This is a genomic window from Dorea phocaeensis (assembly GCF_900240315.1).
GTDB classification, from domain to species: domain Bacteria; phylum Bacillota; class Clostridia; order Lachnospirales; family Lachnospiraceae; genus Dorea_B; species Dorea_B phocaeensis.
Genome location: NZ_OEPZ01000005.1, coordinates 21,773 through 40,879 on the forward strand (window position 1 = coordinate 21,773; position 19,107 = coordinate 40,879).

At 44.5% G+C, this 19,107-nt stretch carries 17 protein-coding genes; 12 read left to right on the plus strand and 5 right to left on the minus strand.

Annotation, left to right across the window (positions count from 1 at the left end; translation table 11 throughout):
• Positions 1–35 precede the first annotated feature (35 nt).
• Positions 36–2,192 (minus strand): 1,3-beta-galactosyl-N-acetylhexosamine phosphorylase, encoded by a 2,157-nt coding sequence (gene gnpA, locus C0979_RS10175; protein ID WP_101695881.1) that lies wholly within the window; start codon positions 2,190–2,192, stop codon positions 36–38.
• Positions 2,193–2,432: 240 nt separating this feature from the next.
• Here gnpA and C0979_RS10180 point away from each other — a divergent pair, with 240 nt between their 5' ends.
• Both C0979_RS10180 and nagB read left to right on the plus strand, forming a co-directional pair.
• On the plus strand, positions 2,433–3,065 hold the full coding sequence (locus tag C0979_RS10180) for a carbohydrate-binding family 9-like protein (protein ID WP_200816262.1): 633 nt from the start codon (positions 2,433–2,435) through the stop codon (positions 3,063–3,065).
• 30 nt (positions 3,066–3,095) lie between these two features.
• On the plus strand, positions 3,096–3,833 hold the full coding sequence (nagB, locus tag C0979_RS10185) for a glucosamine-6-phosphate deaminase (protein WP_101695882.1): 738 nt from the start codon (positions 3,096–3,098) through the stop codon (positions 3,831–3,833).
• A 28-nt stretch (positions 3,834–3,861) separates the two neighbouring features.
• Here nagB and C0979_RS10190 read toward each other — a convergent pair whose 3' ends face one another.
• Positions 3,862–4,776: a helix-turn-helix domain-containing protein gene (locus tag C0979_RS10190; RefSeq protein WP_101695883.1), complete on the minus strand. Its 915-nt coding sequence runs from the start codon at positions 4,774–4,776 to the stop codon at positions 3,862–3,864.
• A gap of 219 nt (positions 4,777–4,995) precedes the next feature.
• On the opposite strand from C0979_RS10190, the gene C0979_RS10195 reads away from it, so the two are divergent.
• The 9 genes from C0979_RS10195 to dnaB all read left to right on the plus strand — a co-directional run bounded on the left by C0979_RS10195 (position 4,996) and on the right by dnaB (position 15,460).
• A complete protein-coding gene (locus tag C0979_RS10195) occupies positions 4,996–6,297 on the plus strand; it encodes an ABC transporter substrate-binding protein (RefSeq protein WP_101695884.1) in 1,302 nt (433 codons plus the stop codon).
• A gap of 118 nt (positions 6,298–6,415) precedes the next feature.
• Positions 6,416–7,321, plus strand: coding sequence for a carbohydrate ABC transporter permease (locus tag C0979_RS10200; protein WP_101695885.1), 906 nt, complete (start codon positions 6,416–6,418; stop codon positions 7,319–7,321).
• A 15-nt stretch (positions 7,322–7,336) separates the two neighbouring features.
• Positions 7,337–8,221, plus strand: coding sequence for a carbohydrate ABC transporter permease (locus C0979_RS10205; RefSeq protein ID WP_101695886.1), 885 nt, complete (start codon positions 7,337–7,339; stop codon positions 8,219–8,221).
• 48 nt (positions 8,222–8,269) lie between these two features.
• Positions 8,270–9,196 carry a nucleotidyltransferase family protein gene (locus C0979_RS10210; RefSeq protein ID WP_101695887.1) on the plus strand — a complete coding sequence of 309 codons (927 nt, stop codon included), beginning with the start codon at positions 8,270–8,272 and terminating at the stop codon, positions 9,194–9,196.
• A complete protein-coding gene (locus C0979_RS10215; RefSeq protein ID WP_101695888.1) occupies positions 9,197–10,321 on the plus strand; it encodes a phosphotransferase enzyme family protein in 1,125 nt (374 codons plus the stop codon). It abuts the gene before it with no gap.
• Positions 10,322–10,341: 20 nt separating this feature from the next.
• Positions 10,342–11,361 carry a UDP-glucose 4-epimerase GalE gene (gene galE / locus C0979_RS10220; protein WP_101695889.1) on the plus strand — a complete coding sequence of 340 codons (1,020 nt, stop codon included), beginning with the start codon at positions 10,342–10,344 and terminating at the stop codon, positions 11,359–11,361.
• A 227-nt stretch (positions 11,362–11,588) separates the two neighbouring features.
• Positions 11,589–13,643 carry a DHH family phosphoesterase gene (locus C0979_RS10225; RefSeq protein ID WP_173814940.1) on the plus strand — a complete coding sequence of 685 codons (2,055 nt, stop codon included), beginning with the start codon at positions 11,589–11,591 and terminating at the stop codon, positions 13,641–13,643.
• On the plus strand, positions 13,644–14,093 hold the full coding sequence (gene rplI / locus C0979_RS10230) for a 50S ribosomal protein L9 (protein WP_101695891.1): 450 nt from the start codon (positions 13,644–13,646) through the stop codon (positions 14,091–14,093).
• 26 nt (positions 14,094–14,119) lie between these two features.
• Positions 14,120–15,460, plus strand: coding sequence for a replicative DNA helicase (gene dnaB / locus C0979_RS10235; protein WP_101696014.1), 1,341 nt, complete (start codon positions 14,120–14,122; stop codon positions 15,458–15,460).
• Here dnaB and C0979_RS10240 read toward each other — a convergent pair.
• On the minus strand, positions 15,443–15,802 hold the full coding sequence (locus tag C0979_RS10240) for a hypothetical protein (RefSeq protein ID WP_101695892.1): 360 nt from the start codon (positions 15,800–15,802) through the stop codon (positions 15,443–15,445). The genes dnaB and C0979_RS10240 overlap by 18 nt on opposite strands.
• Positions 15,803–15,977: 175 nt before the next feature.
• Positions 15,978–16,148 (minus strand): 4Fe-4S ferredoxin, encoded by a 171-nt coding sequence (locus C0979_RS10245; RefSeq protein WP_101695893.1) that lies wholly within the window; start codon positions 16,146–16,148, stop codon positions 15,978–15,980.
• Positions 16,149–16,375: 227 nt separating this feature from the next.
• On the opposite strand from C0979_RS10245, the gene C0979_RS10250 reads away from it, so the two are divergent.
• The gene (locus C0979_RS10250; protein ID WP_101695894.1) at positions 16,376–17,590 is read left to right on the plus strand and encodes a substrate-binding domain-containing protein; all 1,215 of its coding nucleotides are present in this window, start codon (positions 16,376–16,378) and stop codon (positions 17,588–17,590) included.
• 94 nt (positions 17,591–17,684) lie between these two features.
• Here C0979_RS10250 and C0979_RS10255 read toward each other — a convergent pair whose 3' ends face one another.
• Positions 17,685–19,103 carry a sensor histidine kinase gene (locus C0979_RS10255; RefSeq protein ID WP_101695895.1) on the minus strand — a complete coding sequence of 473 codons (1,419 nt, stop codon included), beginning with the start codon at positions 19,101–19,103 and terminating at the stop codon, positions 17,685–17,687.
• Between the last annotated feature and the right edge of the window lie 4 nt (positions 19,104–19,107).

Consider the following 19,107-nt stretch of genomic DNA (forward strand, 5'->3'; position numbering starts at 1 on the left):
AGTTTTTTGAAAAAAACTCCGTCCCCGTTGACGTATTACCGCCACAAAATTTCGCAAGGTTCCAGCGTAATGCTTTCGCAATTTCCGTCGCCATCGTAGAAGTTTGTGGTCTGTGTTTCATTTGAGTTATTTAAGATTGCATATTTTCCACTCTCTGGATATGCATTTACTTCGCAATTTAAGTTATCGGCATACCAGATGTGGTACTGGTCTTCTTTTCCTGCTGCGTAGAACATTGCACGCATCAGGAGGCGAGTGTTCTCGTAACTGTAAGGAAGACCGGAGATGTAAACGCCGCGTCCTTTGCCATAGCGGTTGGATGCCATATGTACTTCGTTGTTAGAGTATTCGATAATTTCAGTATTAGCGCTCAGAGCATAAATGTCGTGCTTGCTTTCGCCAAAATCAAAGTCGGAGATCCGATCTTCGGTAATAAAATGAGCGTCTAAAGCTGTCTTAAAGTATTTGTCGGTAGACAATGTGAAGCCAAGTTCCTTGTCCACACCCATAATATCAGCAAGCTGGAAGAAACGGCCGCCGTGGTGAACTGCGGTTGGATCGCCAACGCCCAGGAAACCGCCGCCGTTATATACCCATTCACGAATTGTGGTGGTGAGTTTTTCATCCAGCCACTCTTCGCCGCCGGAGAATGCGGTTCCGGCGTCACCGGCATTGATGATGACATCGATGTCGGCAGGAACTCCATTTTCCCGGATATCATCAAAGCTTAAGAATTGTACGTCAACAGCCGCACCGCTTAGAGATTCTAGAATACCAAAGTAGGAGTAAGTCTGTTTGTACCACAGCGCGTGAGCAACCATGTACGGCTGCCAGGAGCGGATCTTGCCCCAGGAGTTTAAGATGCCAACTTTCAGTCCGCAGTAAGGTTTCTTTCCCTTTACATTATCGTAAATCAGGCGGAATTCATCGGTAACCTTTTCGATATAATCCACGAATTTCGGGAATTTATAAGCGAGGCTTAAGTATCCGCCGTAACCGATCCGGTCTACCGGATTTCTCATCAGTGCACGTCTTGCGCTGAGCCAGTTATCCACGGCTTCGATGCAAGGATCGTTTCCTTCATAGAAAGTATCCGGGAAGAAGTATGGAAGGAAGCGTCCTTCGGTATATTTTACGCCAGGAATGTCGGAGATGAGACGTAAGGTCGCACCGCCACCTACGCTTCCAACGACAGCGTCCAAACCAATGCTTTCAAAATATGGCCCATATGGTTCGGTTCCGATCCAGTTGTCACCTAAGAACATCATCGCTTCTCTTCCGGCCTCGTGGGTCAAGTCTACCAGCTCTTTTGCTTTTGTGGCAACGAATCTTTGGATGAAATCCATATAGTCGCGATATGCTTTGGTCGGTACGCGGAAGGTGGAGTTGTAATAGCCGTTGTCCACAATGTCCTCTGGTCTTAATGCATAACCGTATTCTTCTTCAAATTCTTCCAGTGCTTTAATGGAAACCGTTGCGCCGTATCCGAACCAGTCTACAAATTTTTCTTTGGCATCTGCGTTGAATACCAAAGTAAAATGATAGAAAAATGTAGTGAAACGAACCACGTCGGTAGATGGGTTATCGATCAGCCACTGTTTCAGGTAGTCCTTTGCGAAGGCACCGGAATTAGGCTGGCGCACATCAAAAGGAATTTCATGCGGCTTATCGCCCCAGTCATTGGTGATGTGGTTATACATCTGTGTTGGATCCCAGATCGCATACACGAAGAAGGATACTGTATATTCGTGGAATGGTTTTGCGTTCTTAATGGTAACCAGATCATTTTCCTGATCTACTTCCCAGTCAGAAGCAGGTACGACACCTCCTGTGGTGCGGTCGATGATTTCCCACCATTTTTTTGGATCGTGAACGTAGTCGGCAACAACCTGCTCGCGGTAATATCCATCCAGAAAGTCGATGGAGAGCGTGTCGCCGGTGGCCAGATTGTGCTTGGACATTAAAAGCATTTGCTGGCATTCGTCCATGTGCTGCTTAGCAAATTCGTTGTGTCCCCTTGCAACGAAATAAGTCGTATATATTTTGGCGTCTAAAGACTTGATGTCGTCGTCCAGTTTGGTTCCGTCACTGTCACGCAGAGCATCGGCGCCCCAACGGTCAAGCATCTCCTTTGTTTCTTCTAAAAAGTTAGATTCACTTGGTAATGTAACCCGTCCTTTTGTCTTTGACATAATTTTCCTCCTTGTCTTCTGACAGCCGTCTGTGGGCTGCGGTAATATGACTAACAAAAGTATAGGGGATAATGAATAGGATTTCAATAGCACAATTGTCGACTTTTTTTGTACATTGTAAAATACATTTGATTTTCGTAAATAATTTTGGACAACCTTGTTTTTGGTTGGGGGATTTGGTAGTATTATAATTAAGAAAGGTTGCAGTGTCATGGAGTCAAAAGAGAAAGGGAGATTATGATGGCAGCGTCTATAAAAGTAGAAACAATCAGGAGTCGGGAGGAATTAGAAGAGGTGACCCCGTTTCAGGTGGATAACTTGCTTTGGGGAACAAAGAAGATTCCGAAGACTTATGGATATCTTGGGTTCGTGCCGAATGATGGCTTTTATTTGAAAATGATCTGTGAAGAGGCAGATCCTCTTCGTACGTATACGAAAGACCAGGATCCGGTTTATCAGGATAGCGCGATGGAAGCGTTTTTCTTGTTTGAATCGGGCAAAGAACGGCTGCCGAAGCCTACCTATCTTAATTTTGAGGCAAATGCCAATGGTGCGCTGATTGCGGAGTACGGAACAGAGCGGACTTACCGAACTCGCTTTGGGAAGGAAACGAGGAGAGCGTTTGAATGTACGGCTTTGATGGAGGAAGGGAAGTGGAGTGTTTCACTTCGGGCGCCGATTACGGCGCTGGAAGAAGTCTATGGCTCGCTTTCCCTGGGAGTTGGCAGCACATTTTTCTGCAACTTTTATAAATTGTCCGAGACGGCAGCTGTGGAACATTATGCAGCGTATGCGCTGATTCCGACGAAGATTCCAAGTTTTCATGTGCCGGAATATTTTGCGGAAGCAGAGATTGTGGAAGGACGAAAATAAGGCGGAGACGCCATGAGGAGGAATGAATCAATGAAGATTCTGAAGACAAGAGATTACAATGATATGAGCAGAAAGGCAGCAAACATTATTTCTGCACAGATTATAACAAAACCAGACTGTGTGCTTGGCTTAGCAACCGGCTCGACACCGATCGGCGCATACAAGCAGCTGGTGGAATGGTATGAGAAGGGAGATCTTGATTTCTCAGAGGTGAAGACCGTGAACTTAGACGAGTACAAGGGACTTCCAAGAACGAATGATCAGAGCTACTACTACTTTATGCATGAAAATTTATTCGATAAAGTAAACATTAACCCGGAGAATACCCATCTTCCAGATGGAACCAAAGAGGATGCGAAGGCAGAGTGTGAAGCTTATGAGGCGCTTGTAGAGTCCCTTGGCGGAACAGATCTGCAGCTTCTGGGACTGGGACACAATGGTCACATCGGATTCAATGAGCCGGCAGCAGAGTTCCCGAAGACAACACATTGTGTGGATCTTCAGGAGAGTACCATTGAAGCAAATAAGAGATTTTTTGCATCTGCAGATGAAGTGCCAAGACAGGCGTATACGATGGGAATCGGTACGATTATGCAGGCGAAACAGATCCTGGTGGTAGTAAGCGGAGAAGACAAAGCGGAGATTGTGGCAAAGGCGTTCTTCGGTCCGGTGACACCAGAGGTTCCGGCGTCCATTCTGCAGCTGCACAGAAATGTGACAATTGTGGCAGACGAGGCAGCGCTTTCTAAAGTTCCGAAGAAAATCTAGAAGAAAAATAGCAATGGCTGGTGGAAGCTTAAAAGCTCCCATCAGCCATTGCTTTTATAGACGAAGCATACTCGGAAGGAGTCATGCCTGTGACTTTTTTGAACTGGCGGGAAAAATAATGAATGGAAGTATAACCCAGATGTTCCGAAATTTGAGTAAAGTTCATCTGATTGGTTCTCATCAATTCTTTTGCAGCATTGATTTTCATTAAGGAAAAATACTCGATAATTCCCATGTTGCACTGTTCTTTGAAAATTTTTTGAAGTTGAGATCGGCCGATTAGATTGTCGTGGCAGATCTGTTCAATGGTAACGCGGGTATTGAGCTTCTCTTCTAAGTAACCTACGATGCGGTTGAATACATCTGTGTCGCTTCTGCTTTTGGTTGCCTTAATGGATTCGAGCCGGGGAAGGCGCTTGTGAAGCATAAGCGGTGTAGAGTATCTTCGGATCAAGTGAATGATGAACTGCGTCAGAAGCAGATGAATCATCTGCTCTGCGCCAAAGAGATCTGGCTCTTTCATCGGCATATTTTGGAGATATGGATCATCCAGGCGGCAGTCGAAGCACCGTCTTGCTTCTATTATAATGTCAGCCAGAAGATTGCGCTCTGCTTCATCAATTTGTAAGATCTTTTTTTTGAAAAAACGCATGGCATCATCGGCGCACTGGAATGAAATGACAACCAAATTAGGGGCGATGCCGCTTACTGCCTGCACATTATGAAATTCGTTGGGCTGATGAAAAGCAATGTCCCACCTTTTTAAAATGGTGAAAGAATTGCCTGCGGTTACGCCCACCTCTCCTTTATCTACGCAGATGAATTCCCAGAAATTGTGGGATTCGCCTTCAAAAGAAAAGTCGTTCATATATTCAAAATAGTGAATACTGTAAATTTTGCCAATATTTATTGAATTATGGAGTATAATTCCGTCATATCCCATAGTGAAATCTCCTCTGCTGGATTATATGTAGAAAAAAATGCCTTCTTTTTGGTTAATATTACAAGGCTCTATCATGTATTATAGCCTGTTTTTGAGCAAAAATCAAAGGATAAATGCGAATTGTGCAAATTATGAAGAAGATAAGATAAAGATTTTTGATGGAGATTATACTACAATAGGGGTATCAACCAAATAAACTTTATTAGGAGGTAAAGTGTTATGAAAAAGAAAATCGTAAGTGTTCTTCTTTGTGCAGCTATGGTAGCTGGTCTTGCAGTGGGCTGCGGCGGTAAAGGAGAAGGCGGCGACAAAGGCGGAGACAAACTTGTATATTGGTCTATGTGGTCAGAGGAAGAACCACAGGCTAAGGTAATCAAGGAAGCCATTGAGAAGTATACAAAAGATACAGGCGTGGAAGTTGACGTTCAGTTCAAGGGACGTAACGGACAGCGTGAAGGTCTGGAGCCAGCACTTCAGGCAAAACAGAACATCGACTTATTTGATGAAGATGTAAACCGTGTAAACGGATCTTGGGGAAAATACTTAATGGATTTGGAGGATGTGGCTGCAGATTATGAGAAAGAGCATGGAAACGAGACTTTGTTCAAGATTGCTCGTACAGCAGGCGGCGGAACACTGAAATCCATTCCTTATCAGCCATCTATCTTTGGATTCTTCTACAATAAGACATTATTCAAAGAAGCTGGTATTGAAGCAGTTCCAACAACATGGGCAGAGCTTGATGCAGCATGCCAGAAGTTAGTTGATGCTGGTATTACACCAATCACTGGCGATACTACATATCAGACATCTACACTTGGATATCACTTAGGACGTTACCTTGGACAGGATGGAGTGAAAGCTTTGGTTAACGATCCGGCAATTATGGAAAAGGTAGAAGCTGGTGATGTAGAAGATGTAAACTGGGATGATGAGAGAGTTCTGAAAGCATTAAAAGACTATGAAGACTTCGCATCTAAGGGATATTTCTCTGACAAGATGGCTTCTAATGTATATCCAGACGGACAGAACAAAGAGTTCGCACCTGGAGATGCAGCAATCATCATCTGTGGTTCTTGGCTGCCAAACGAGATCAAAGGCATGGTAGCAGATGATCTTGAGTGGGGATACTTCAACTACCCAGCAGTAGAAGGCGGAGTAGATGGAGCTGAAGCTAACAACATTGCAAATCAGGTATTCGCAATCAATAAAGATTCTAAGAAATCTAAAGAAGCTATGGAACTGATTACCTACATTACAACAGGTGAGTTCGACAAGAAGATGACAGAGGAAGCTCTGTGTATCCCAACAGACAAAGCGAATGCAGATGCATGGCCGACAGAACTTACAGAAGTAAAACCAGGATTTGATTCTACAACTACTTATTATGACTGGGCAGTAGGCGCTGAGAACAATGCTGACTTAACATCTGCTATGCAGGAAGGATTTGTTAAGTTAATGGTTGGCGATATGACAGCAGAAGAGCTTGTAAAAGATTGTGCAGGCATCTGCGGTGAATAATCTGGAAAAATTACACTTGAATTAAGTGAAGAGTGAAATTTAAAAATATGGTGGCATAAGCGTAAAGCGCTGCCACCATATTTTTTAAGTAACAAAGTTTATCAAAGGGGGAAAACCGATGAAGAAAAACAAAGGAATGATAGTTGGGTTCCTGGCGCCGGCAGTGATCATCTTCCTGATCGTGTTTTTGTATCCGATTGTCAGAACGGTGATCATGAGCTTTTTTAATATCGAAAGTGTTACGGATGCTTTTGAATACTGGGAATTTGTGGGAATCGATAACTATACGAAATTGTTCAAAACACAAATTTTTGTATTGGCGATGAAAAATATTCTGAAGATCTGGCTGATTGGCGGCATCATTGTTATGGCGTTATCTCTGCTGTTTGGAGTGATCTTAACAAGTGGAATCCGCGGAAAGAAATTCTTCCGTGCAGTGATTTATCTTCCGAACATTGTCAGTGCGGTAGCGCTTGCAACCATGTGGAGACAGTATGTATTCGCGCCGGATTATGGACTTTTTGCAAAGTTCTTCCAGCTGATCGGAGCAGATAAGCTGGCCGAGATGCAGTGGCTTGCGCCGGAGAACTCATTCAAAGCGCTCTTAATTGCGTACTGCTTTGGTATGGTAGGTTATCACATGCTGATCTGGATGAGCGGAATTGAGAGAATCAGCCCGGACTTCTATGAGGCGGCTACCATTGACGGAGCAAACAAACTTCAGCAGTTCCGTTATATGACGCTTCCTCTTCTGAAGGGAGTATTTAAGACGAATATTACGATGTGGACGGTAACCACGTCTGCATTCTTCGTATGGTCACAGCTGTTCTCATCCGTAACGGCAAATAAGGCAACGATCGTACCGGTACAGTACATGTATCTGCAGATTTTCGGAGCTGGTAATGCGGTGACGGATCGTAATGCGGGATACGCAGCTGCAATCGGTATTATTCTGTGTCTGTGTGTTGTACTTGTATTTACGATTTGTAACGCATTCATCAAAGATGATGATTTGGAATTCTAGGAAGGAGGAGTAAAGATGGCTAAAGAAAAAGAGAAAAAAGTAAAAGATAAAATCAACTGGAAAAAAGAAGCGCGCCTTGCTCCTGGATATATTATCATCATTGCATGGGTAATATTTACACTCGTGCTGCTTGGATGGATTGTGGCAGCCAGCTTGTCTACAACGAAGGAGATTTTTGCCGGCGAAGTGTTAAAATTCGCTTCCGGTATTCATTTTGATAACTATATCGCAGCCTGGGGATCCGGAGGTGTTGCTACCTTCTTTATGAATTCTCTGTTGTATTCTGTGATTTCCTGTGTGGCATTGATTTTGATCTGTGCACCGGCAGCTTACGTGCTGGCAAGATATACATTCCTTGGAAATAAACTGATTCAGACCAGCTTTGTATCTGCCATGGGTGTGCCGATTACCATGATTGTGCTTCCGCTGTTCTGTCTGGTTGCCAATATGGGAATCTTAAATGACTTATTTGCAAGTAAGGTGACATTAATCTTCTTGTATATTGGTATCAATATTCCGTATACGACGATCTTCCTTTTAACCTTCTTCGCGAATTTGTCGAGAACATATGAAGAGGCAGCGGCGATTGACGGATGTCCTCCGACGAAGACCTTCTGGAAGATTATGTTCCCGATGGCGCAGTCCGGAATTGTAACAGTAACCATCTTCAACTTTATTAATATCTGGAATGAATATTTCTTATCCCTGATCTTTGCAAACAGCGATCAGCTTCGCCCGGTTGCGGTAGGCCTTTATGGAATGATTCAGTCCATGCAATACACAGGAAACTGGTCCGGTCTGTTCGCGGCGGTAGTCATTGTATTCCTGCCGACATTTATCCTGTACCTCTTCCTGTCAGAGAAGATTATCGGTGGTGTAACAGGCGGTATCAAGGGATAACAGCGCTTATAAAATAGTATCAGAGAAGCAGAACTTGGAGGTAGAGCGATGAATAAACCAGTATTAGTGATTATGGCTGCAGGAATGGGAAGCCGTTATGGAGGATTAAAGCAGATTGATCCGGTTGATGAGGAAGGGCATATTATTATGGACTTCTCCATGTACGATGCAAGAAGAGCAGGATTTGAAAAAGTTATCTTTATTATTAAGAAAGAAAATGAAGAGAACTTTAAAGAGGCAGTGGGCGACCGTATGGCAAAATATATGGATGTATCTTATGCATTCCAGGAGCTTGCAAATATTCCGGAAGGATATGAAGTACCGGAAGGACGTGTGAAGCCGTGGGGGACGGCGCATGCGGTATTAAGCTGTATTGATCAGATTGACGGTCCGTTTGCGGTGATCAATGCTGATGACTATTATGGTCAGGAGGCATTTAAACTGATCTATGATTATCTGGCATCTCACGAGGATGACGAGAAATATCGTTATACCATGGTGGGATATCATCTTGGAAATACGGTGACAGATAATGGACATGTAGCACGTGGTATCTGTGATATGAATGAGAACGGAGAGCTGGTGGCAATCCATGAAAGAACCAGAATCGAGAAACGTGATGGAGGAATCGCGTTTACAGAAGATGATGGAGAGACATGGACGTCTGTACCGGCAGATGCGACGGTGTCTATGAATATGTGGGGATTTACAAAGAGTATTTTGACGGAAATCAAAGAAGGCTTCCCGGCATTCCTTGAGGAAGGACTTCAGAGCAATCCGATGAAATGTGAATATTTTCTGCCGACAGTTGTCAGCGATCTTCTGGGGGAAGACCGTGCAACCGTTGCAGTGCTGAAATCAGCAGATAAGTGGTATGGTGTGACGTATAAAGAGGACAAACCGGTAGTCGTAGCTGCGATTAAGCGGATGAAAGAGGAAGGACTGTATCCGGTACATCTTTGGGAGGAAAAATAGATGATTCAGGTAACACAGAAGCAGAAAGAAGAGGCAATTGCACATTTTCAGTATGAAGGAGTTCTGACATCAGAGGGGCCTTATGGAAGCGGTCATATTAACGACACCTTTCTTCTGACGTTTGATGTGGAAGGCAAAGGAAAACGTAATGTAATCCTGCAGAGAATGAACAATGAAGTGTTCTCGGATCCGGTGGGGTTGATGGAAAATATCGTCGGAGTCACCTCCTACCTTCGTAAGAAGATTATTGACGACGGCGGAGATCCGGATCGGGAGACACTTAATGTGATTCCAACTGTGGACGGAAAAGATTATTATGTGGATGAAGCCGGGGATTACTGGCGCTCTTACAAATTTATTACAGATGCAACCAGCTATGACAAGGTTGAAAAGCCGGAGCATTTTTATCAGAGTGCAGTGGCATTTGGACATTTTCAGTGTATGCTGGCAGATTATCCGGCAGAGACCCTTCACGAGACCATTGCAGGATTTCACGATACGAAAGCAAGATTTGCCACATTTAAGAAAGTGGTAGAGGAAGATGTGATGGGACGGGCTGCGTCTGTAGAGAAGGAGATTCAGTTTGTGCTGGAGCATGAAGACGTGGCAAATTATTTCGGCGATCTTCTGGAAAAGGGAGAGATTCCGCTGCGTGTTACCCATAATGATACGAAGCTTAATAATATTATGATTGATAATGAGACCGGCAAAGGGATCTGTGTCATTGACCTTGATACGGTGATGCCGGGACTTGCAATGAACGATTTCGGGGATTCTATCCGCTTCGGTGCAAGCACCGCGGCGGAAGATGAGATGGATCTTAGTAAGGTTTCCTGTAGTATGGAACTGTTTGATCTATATGCAAAGGGATTTATTGAAGGCTGCGATGGAAAACTGACGAAGAGAGAGATTGAGTTGATGCCGATGGGAGCAAAGACGATGACCTTTGAATGTGGAATGCGTTTCCTGACCGATTATCTTCAGGGAGATACGTATTTTAAGGTTCACAGAGAAGGACATAATCTGGACAGATGTCGGACACAGTTTAAACTGGTTGAAGATATGGAGAAGAAATGGTATACTATGCAGGAAATAGTGAACAAGTATAGTAACAATGAAGTGTAACAAAACAGGAGGCAAAAGTCATGGCGAAGGTATTGATCACTGGAGGAGCAGGCTACATTGGAAGCCACACGGCGTTGGAGCTGTTAAATGAAGGATACGAGGTTGTTGTATACGATAACCTGTATAATTCATCTGAAGAATCCATTAAAAGAGTAGAGGAACTGACGGGGAAACAGGTAACCTTCTACGAGGGAGATGTATTGGATGAGAAAGCATTAGAGGCCATGTTTGAGGCGGAGAAGATTGATGCAGTCATTCATTGTGCAGCTTTAAAGGCTGTTGGGGAGTCTGTACAGAAACCGCTGGAATACTATCACAATAATATTACAGGAACATTGACATTAATGGGCGTGATGGACAGAATGGGAGTGAAGAATATTGTATTTAGTTCTTCCGCAACTGTTTATGGAAGTCCGGAGATTATTCCGATTACAGAGGAATGCCCGAAGGGCGAGTGTACCAATCCATATGGATGGACCAAATCTATGATGGAGCAGATTATGTCTGACGTTCAGAAAGCAAAATCAGACTGGAACGTTGTACTGCTTCGTTACTTCAATCCGGTTGGAGCTCACGAGAGCGGACGGATCGGAGAGGATCCAAAGGGAATTCCGAACAACCTGATGCCATATATCTCTCAGGTGGCAGTTGGTAAGCTTGAGAAGCTTGGCGTATTCGGAGATGATTACGATACACCGGATGGAACCGGAGTTCGTGATTATATTCACGTTGTAGACCTGGCAATCGGACATGTAAAGGCAATCGATTACATTTTGACCAATCCGGGACTGGATGTAATCAACCTTGGAACGGGTGTAGGTTACTCTGTACTCGATATGGTGAAAGCATTCTCCAAAGCATGCGGAAAAGAGATTCCATATGAGATTAAACCTCGCCGCGCAGGAGATATCGCAATGTGTTATGCAGATCCAAAGAAAGCCAAAGAGGTTCTTGGCTGGGAAGCAAAGAGAGGTCTGGACGAGATGTGTGCGGACACGTGGAGATGGCAGTCTCAGAATCCAAACGGCTATGCGAAGTAGAAGTATACTCGGCGTGTGAGATCTGAAATGTTGAATAGAAAGGCCACTGCGTTTTGTGCAGTGGTCTTTTTGTGCAAAATGGAAGGTGCGAGAATACATACGGAACCGTTCTTTTTACTCGCATTTTCAACTAAATGGTGTTATACTATATAGAATATGATAACTATTAGATATGCAATGCACGGCAGTCAGCTGCCAGTGTAATATGGATGGTTGAGGAAAAAGCAATGAGAGAGAAAGAAAAGGTGCATTTGACCGGACAGCTGAAATTGTACATGCAGTTTCCGGCTGTGATGGCAATCCTGTTGATTGGAATTAATCTTGGAATTTATCGAATGAACCAAAAAGCCGGAACGATTCTGTTTATTTTTGTGCTGATCTATGTCGTGATGGTGGGGATGATGTATTTCTATACCAAGTCTATTGTAATGAAGGATTTGGTGGAATTTGCAGCTCAGTATGGGGTTGTCCAGAACGTGCTTTTAAAAGAGCTATCGATTCCATATGCGATTCTTTTAGATGATGGAAAAGCTGTCTGGATGAATAAAGAATTTGAACAAATTCTGCACACAAAGGCAAAGGGAGATCCCTACATCAGTAAATATATGCCGGAACTGAATCGCAGCATTTTCCCGAAAGAGATGGACGATGTTGTTCACATGGACGTCTATTATGGGGAGCGAGAGTACCGTGCAACCCTTCGTAGAGTATCCGTAGAAGGCTTCAGTAAGACGGAGCATCTTTTGCAGATCCCGGAGGAGAAAGAATTCTTCGTTGCAGTTTATCTGGAAGATGTGACAGAGCTGAACCAGTATATTAAGGCGACGGAAGAGCAGCGCCTCGTAGCAGGGCTTATCTATATTGACAATTACGATGAAGTGATTGACAGTGTGGAAGAGGTACGCCAGTCTTTGTTGATTGCATTGGTAGACCGTAAAATCAATAAATATATTGCCAAGGTGGATGGAATTGTCAAGAAGATGGAGAACGACAAGTATTTCGTTGTGTTTAAGAAGAAATACTTCAAGCAGCTGGAGGAGGATAAGTTTTCTCTGCTGGACGATGTAAAGGGCGTTAATATCGGAAATGGAATTCCGGCGACCTTAAGTATCGGGCTTGGACTTGGAAACGACGCCTATGCCCAAAGCTACAATTACGCTCGTGTGGCCATTGACCAGGCGCTGGCCAGAGGCGGTGACCAGGCGGTAATCAAAGATGCGCACGGAATTACTTATTACGGAGGAAAGCGGGAACAGACATCTAAGAATACCCGTGTAAAGGCGCGCGTAAAGGCGGAGGCTTTGCGAGAATTCATCACGCTGAAAGATAAGATCTTTGTGATGGGACATAAGCTGACAGATGTGGATGCATTTGGTGCAGCCATTGGAATCTGCCGGGCGGCACAAGCCATGGAGAAGAGGGCTTATATTGTAATCAATGAAGTGTCTGCATCGCTGCGGCCGTTGTATGAGTGCTACGAAAAGGATGATAGCTATCCGAAAGATATGTTCCTTCGTTCGTCTCAGGCATTGGATATGGCAGATACGAACTCTATGGTAGTGGTCGTAGATACCAACCGCCCACAGATGACGGAATGTGAGGAACTGTTGGCGAAGACGGATACGGTGGTGGTTCTGGATCACCACAGACAGAGCAACGATAAGATTGAGAGCGCATTGTTGTCTTATGTGGAACCATATGCTTCATCCACCTGTGAGATGGTGTCAGAGATTCTGCAGTATATCGTAGACGATATTAAGATTCCGAAGCTGGAAGCCAGCAGTATGTACGCAGGTATTATGATCGATACGAATAACTTTGTAAATCGTACCGGTGTACGAACCTTTGAAGCGGCGGCGTTCCTTAGAAGAGCAGGCGCAGATATTACGCTGGTGCGCAAGATGTTCCGGGATGATATGGAGTCCTACCAGGCCAAGGCGGAGATTATCAGCAGTGCAGAAGTATACCATGAGATTTTTGCCATTGCAAAAGGCGTGGATCTGCATATTGAAAGTCCGACCATTATCGGGGCGCAGGCGGCCAATGAGCTTTTGGATATCAGCCAGATTAAGGCATCTTTTGTATTGACAGAATATAATGGAAGAATCTATGTCAGCGCCCGTTCCATTGATGAAGTCAATGTACAGGTAATGATGGAGAAACTGGGCGGCGGCGGACATATGAATGCTTCAGGAGCGCAGTTTGAACATACTAACATGAATGAGGCCGTTGCCGCATTGAAAAAAGTAATTGATGATATGATAGAAGGAGGAGACATCTAGATGAAGGTAATATTGACAGAGGACGTAAAGTCTCTTGGAAAAAAGGGAGAAATTGTAGACGTAAGTGACGGATATGCAAGAAATTTTATTTTAAAGAAGAAAAAGGGCATAGAAGCAAACAGTAAGAACTTAAATGATTTAAAGCTTCAGAAGGCGAACGATGATAAGATTGCGCAGGAGCAGTATGAGGCGGCGCAGGAATTGGGGCGTAAGTTGGAAGCAGGAAAGATCGAAGTATCCATTAAGACCGGCGAAGGCGGAAAGGCATTTGGCTCCGTTTCTTCCAAAGAAATTGCAGCAGAGGTAAAGGCGCAGTTGGGTCTGGAGATTGATAAGAAGAAGGTGCAGTTAAAAGACGCCATCAAAACGCTTGGAACGCACACCGTTCCGGTAAAATTACATCCAAAGGTAACTGCTGATCTGAAGGTGGTTGTATCCGAGGAAGCTTAGGAGGAGAGCGAATGGAAGGACAGAGCATGGAAGAGTCTCTGATTAAGAGAGTAATGCCCCACAGCGTAGAGGCCGAGCAGTCGGTTGTCGGCGCGATGCTGATGGATAAGGATGCGATTACGACGGCGTCAGAGATTGTCAGTGGCCAGGACTTCTACCAAAGCGCATATGGGGTAATCTTTGATTCCATGGTGGAGCTGTTCAATGAAGGAAAGCCGGTGGATCTGATTACGCTTCAGGAGCGTCTGAAAGAGAAGGATGTTCCGGCGGAGATTGCAAGCCTTGAATTTGTCAGAGATTTGGTGACGGCAGTGCCAACATCTGCCAATGTGAAATATTATGCGGAGATTGTCGCCGATAAAGCGATGATGCGCCGTTTGATTAAGTTAAATGAGGAAATTGCCAATACCTGCTATGCGGGGAAGGAATCACTGGAAGCAGTGCTTGAAAAGACAGAAAAATCCGTATTTGATTTGCTCCAGCGGCGAAATACGGGAGAATACGTACCCATTAAGCAGGTGGTATTAAATGCGCTTGAGAAGATTGAAAAGGCATCTAAGAGCAAGGGAACGGTAACGGGAATTCCGACGGGCTTTATCGATCTGGACTATAAATTATCCGGTCTGCAGCCTTCGGATCTGGTTCTGGTTGCAGCTCGTCCGTCTATGGGAAAGACTGCCTTTGTCTTAAATATTGCACAGTATATGGCATTTAAGAAAGATAAATGCGTTGCGATTTTCAGTTTGGAGATGTCAAAGGAACAGTTGGTGAACCGACTGTTCTCCCTGGAATCCCAGGTGGATGCGCAGGCGCTTCGTACCGGTAACATGAAGGATTCCGACTGGGAAAAGTTGATTGAAGGAGCTGGCATTATCGGCAAATCGAAGATGATTATCGATGATACTCCGGGTATCTCGGTATCAGAACTTCGTTCTAAGTGCAGAAAGTACAAGCTGGAACACGGGCTTGATATTATTATTATCGACTACTTGCAGTTGATGACGGGAAGTGTAGGAAAGAGTTCCGAGTCAAGACAGCAGGAGATTTCAGAAATTTCCCGTTCTTTAAAAGGACTGGCCAGAGAGCTGAATGTGCCTGTGGTTGCACTGTCCCAGCTAAGCCGTGCGGTGGAATCAAGACCGGATAAGCGGCCGATGCTCTCAGACCTTCGAGAGTCCGGAGCCATCGAGCAGGACGCCGACGTGGTAATGTTCATTTACCGAGATGAGTATTATAATAAAGATTCAGAGTATAAAAAGCAGGCTGAAATTATTATTGCAAAACAAAGAAACGGTCCTGTAGGGACCGTTCATCTGGCTTGGCTTGGCGAGTATACAAAGTTCGCCAACCTAAGCAGGCAGGAATAAATGTTTTAATTTCTGAACTGGACCGGTTTCCGAAGCGGCTTTCCGATAGGATTGCTGCTGACGGATCAGCTGGTCCAGTTTTTTGAATTCCTCTTCTTCCTGGCGTTCTTTTGCGTCCAGCAGGAAAGACATTTCCTTGCTGATCATAGAGAGCAGAACTTCGTTGTTATTCTCCAGCATTCGCTTTATGTAAAGCTGCTCTCTGGTTCGTCTGATGTCGGGAATCAATGCCTTTAACTCGGCAAATGGTACTCCCTGTTCGTACAGTTCCCGGATACATCCGAAAAGTCTGGCATCATCTTTTGTCTCACGTCTTAATTGTTCCAACGCGTGATTACCCATGTCGATACCCCCTTATCTATACTTGTCCCGTTGGGTAAGGATATCATAACATAGACGGAGTGTAAGAATCCGTCAGAACCCGTCGAGGATACAGAAAATTAAAAAAGAAAAAGACACTGCATATCACTTGGTGATATACAATGTCTTTTGTTACTTGGATTATTCTCGATATGTATTAGCCCTGAGAGATTGCTCCTGTTGGACACTGAGCAGCACATGCTCCACAATCTACACAAGCGTCAGCATCGATCTCATAATGATCTGCTCCCTGAGAAATAGCTCCAACTGGGCATTCAGCTTCGCAAGATCCGCAGCTTACACATTCATCACTAATTACGTGTGCCATAGTAGGTACCCTCCTTTTTGTTTAATCTACCCATATCATAATACAAAAGGGGCAATTATACAAGAGAAAGAGGATAAATTTCCGGGAGGTATGCAGTAAAATACAATTTTCCTAAAAATTAAGAAAAAAATCAACAATTTTTCACTGTTTTGGTGTATAGTGGTTGATGATGTAGAAAAGGCTTGAAAATGATGTATGAAGGATAGATAAGAGGAGTGTAGGATAGGATGAAAAGAAGGAAAAGTATCATAGTGGCTATGTTATGCGTGTCATTGCTGTCCACGGCCTGTGCAGCTTCTGATTCGGACGAAGGAACTGCCGGAAAAGATGCCGGAGCACAGCAGACGTCAGAAGCAGAGAAGGAACAGCCGAAAGAAAAAGAATATCAGGGTAAGCTGAATCTGATTCAGCCATCTGCCTATAATAATGTCGATGATTTGAACCTGGAGCCGGGATCGTATCTATCTATTATCGGGAAGGGCGACGGTGGTGCGTACTGGGAAGAAGTAAAAAAAGGTGCGGAGCAGGCAGTGGCTGATCTGAATCAGCTTCTGGGATATGAAGGAAAGAAGAAAATTAAGATCACTTATAGCGGACCGTCAGAGACGGATGATATTGATGATCAGGTCAATATTTTAGATGAGGAACTGGCGCGCTATCCGGTGGCGCTTGCGATTTCCGTTTCCGATGCATCTGCCTGTGAGGTGCAGTTTGATCTGGCGGCAGAAAGTGGAATTCCGGTGGTGGCATATGATTCGGGAAGTGATTATCAGGGACTGATGGCGACGGTTTCTACGGATAACGATGCATCTGCCAGGGAAGCGGCAGCACGTCTTGCGGAGGAAATGAAGGAAGAAGGAGAAGTTGTAATCTTTGCACAGGATACGAAGTCGAAGGCAGCGCAGATCCGTGAAGCGGCATTTAAAGAGGAGATCGCGGCGAATCACCCAGGCATTACGATTGTGGATGCCTATCATATGGATGATTTAAGCAGCTGGCAGGATGTAGTGGCAGCAGAGATGAATGCAGGAACTTATCAGCCTGAGGATGCGGCTTTGGCTGGGAAAGAAACGGTTTTGCCGGAAGAGCTGACAGAGGAACAGGTGGTAGACTATATTTTTGTAAAGCATCCGAATTTGAAGGGCATATTTGGAACCAATATCGATGCGCTGAAATTGGGACTTGCCGGAGTGGAACGGGCAGAAGGAGATGAGATTTCTGTAGTCGGATATGACATCGATACCGAGATGAAGAAAGCCCTGAAAGAAGGACAGGTAGATGGCCTGATTGTTCAGAATCCATTTGGTATGGGATATGCTTCTGTGGTGGCTTCTGCGAGAGCGGCATTAAATCTTGGAAATGAAGCAGTAGTGGATACGGGATATACCTGGGTAACCAAGAAGAATATGAAGGATGAAGCGGTTAAGAAAGTCTTGTATTAGGACAGGTTTGAATTGTTAAGTGATATATAAAAATAGTGGGTGGGTTAAATACCATCCACTATTTTTATATAGACTGCTTTTTTGAGCGATTATGTTAATTTGAATTTGTCCCTTTGGGAAGGGAGAAGATAAATTCGGTTCCTACGCCCTCTGTGCTGACTACATTGATATTTTCACCGTGCGCCTGGATAATCTCTTTTACAATGGCAAGGCCAAGTCCGGTTCCTTTCTTGTCCTTTCCGCGGGACAGATCCGTCTTATAGAAGCGTTCCCAGATCTTGGTCAGTGCGCTTCGAGGAATTCCAATTCCGTAGTCTTTAACGGAGGTGTAAATCTTATCACCCCGATCCGTGGTCTCGATGGTGATGTTCGAACCCGCATCGCTGAATTTCACCGCGTTGTCCAGAAGGTTGTGTAGCACTTGCTGGATTTTGTGCTTGTCAGCGGTTACATAGAGGTATTTGGATGCAAATAGCAGTTCAATTGTGATTTTTTTCTGTGTACACCGGCCTTCAAAAGCGGCGGCGGTACGTTTGATTACTTCGTGAATGTCGAAGATTTCTTTGTTCAGAAGCAGTGTCTTGGTATCAAATTCATTTAAGGACAATAGATCCTGCGTCAGATCAGTCAGGCGCTCTGTCTCAAATAAAATGATTTTTAAGTATTTTTCGTGTAGCTCCGGTGGAATGGTTCCGTCTGTCATAGCTTCTACGTAGCCCTTAATGGATGTAAGGGGAGAGCGGAAATCATGGGAGACATTTGCCACGAATTTTTTCTGATAATCCTTCATATCCCTCAGCTGTGAAGACATGTAATTGAGAGAGGCGGAAAGATAGCCAATCTCATCTTCGGAATTTACCGGGATCTCATACGCCAGGTTGCCGGAAGCGTATTGGGTTGCAGCTTCGGTAATCCTTGACAGCGGCTGATATACGAAAAAGTGAAAGCCCAGCAGGATTAAGAAAGACAGAATATAGATGACGAGCAGAGAAACATAAGCTGCGCGCATCATAATATCCTGAATATGGCCGATATCGGAGACGTACTTGTGAATCATCAGGTAGCCGTCTGGGGAATAGCCGCAGACGACGGGAGCGATGACGGTGATAACATCTTTGGAAAAACTGCCGTGATAATCGCTGATCTGGTATTGCTTTCCTCCGCTTTCAGCCGGATTGAAATCAGAAATTTCGTTTGGGGCTAAGGGGTAACCATCCGCCTGTGGGGAAAACAGCATTTGCCCGTCTTTATCTACAAACCAGACGGCGGCATCAAGCTGTCTTTCGATTCCGGAAAGCTGCATATGGACGTCGCCTGCGGAAATCTTTTTGGAAAAATATCCCGGCAGATAGTCATTTGCAACACGGGTGGTCTCCTTATAAATACTGGAGGCAACAGAATCAATCAGCGGTCCTTCCGTCAGACCGCTGCCCAATGTGGCGACTGTGAAAATCCCCAGAAAGCCGAAGATAATATACATAATAATAAACTTGAGATAAAGTGTACTTCTCATGGGA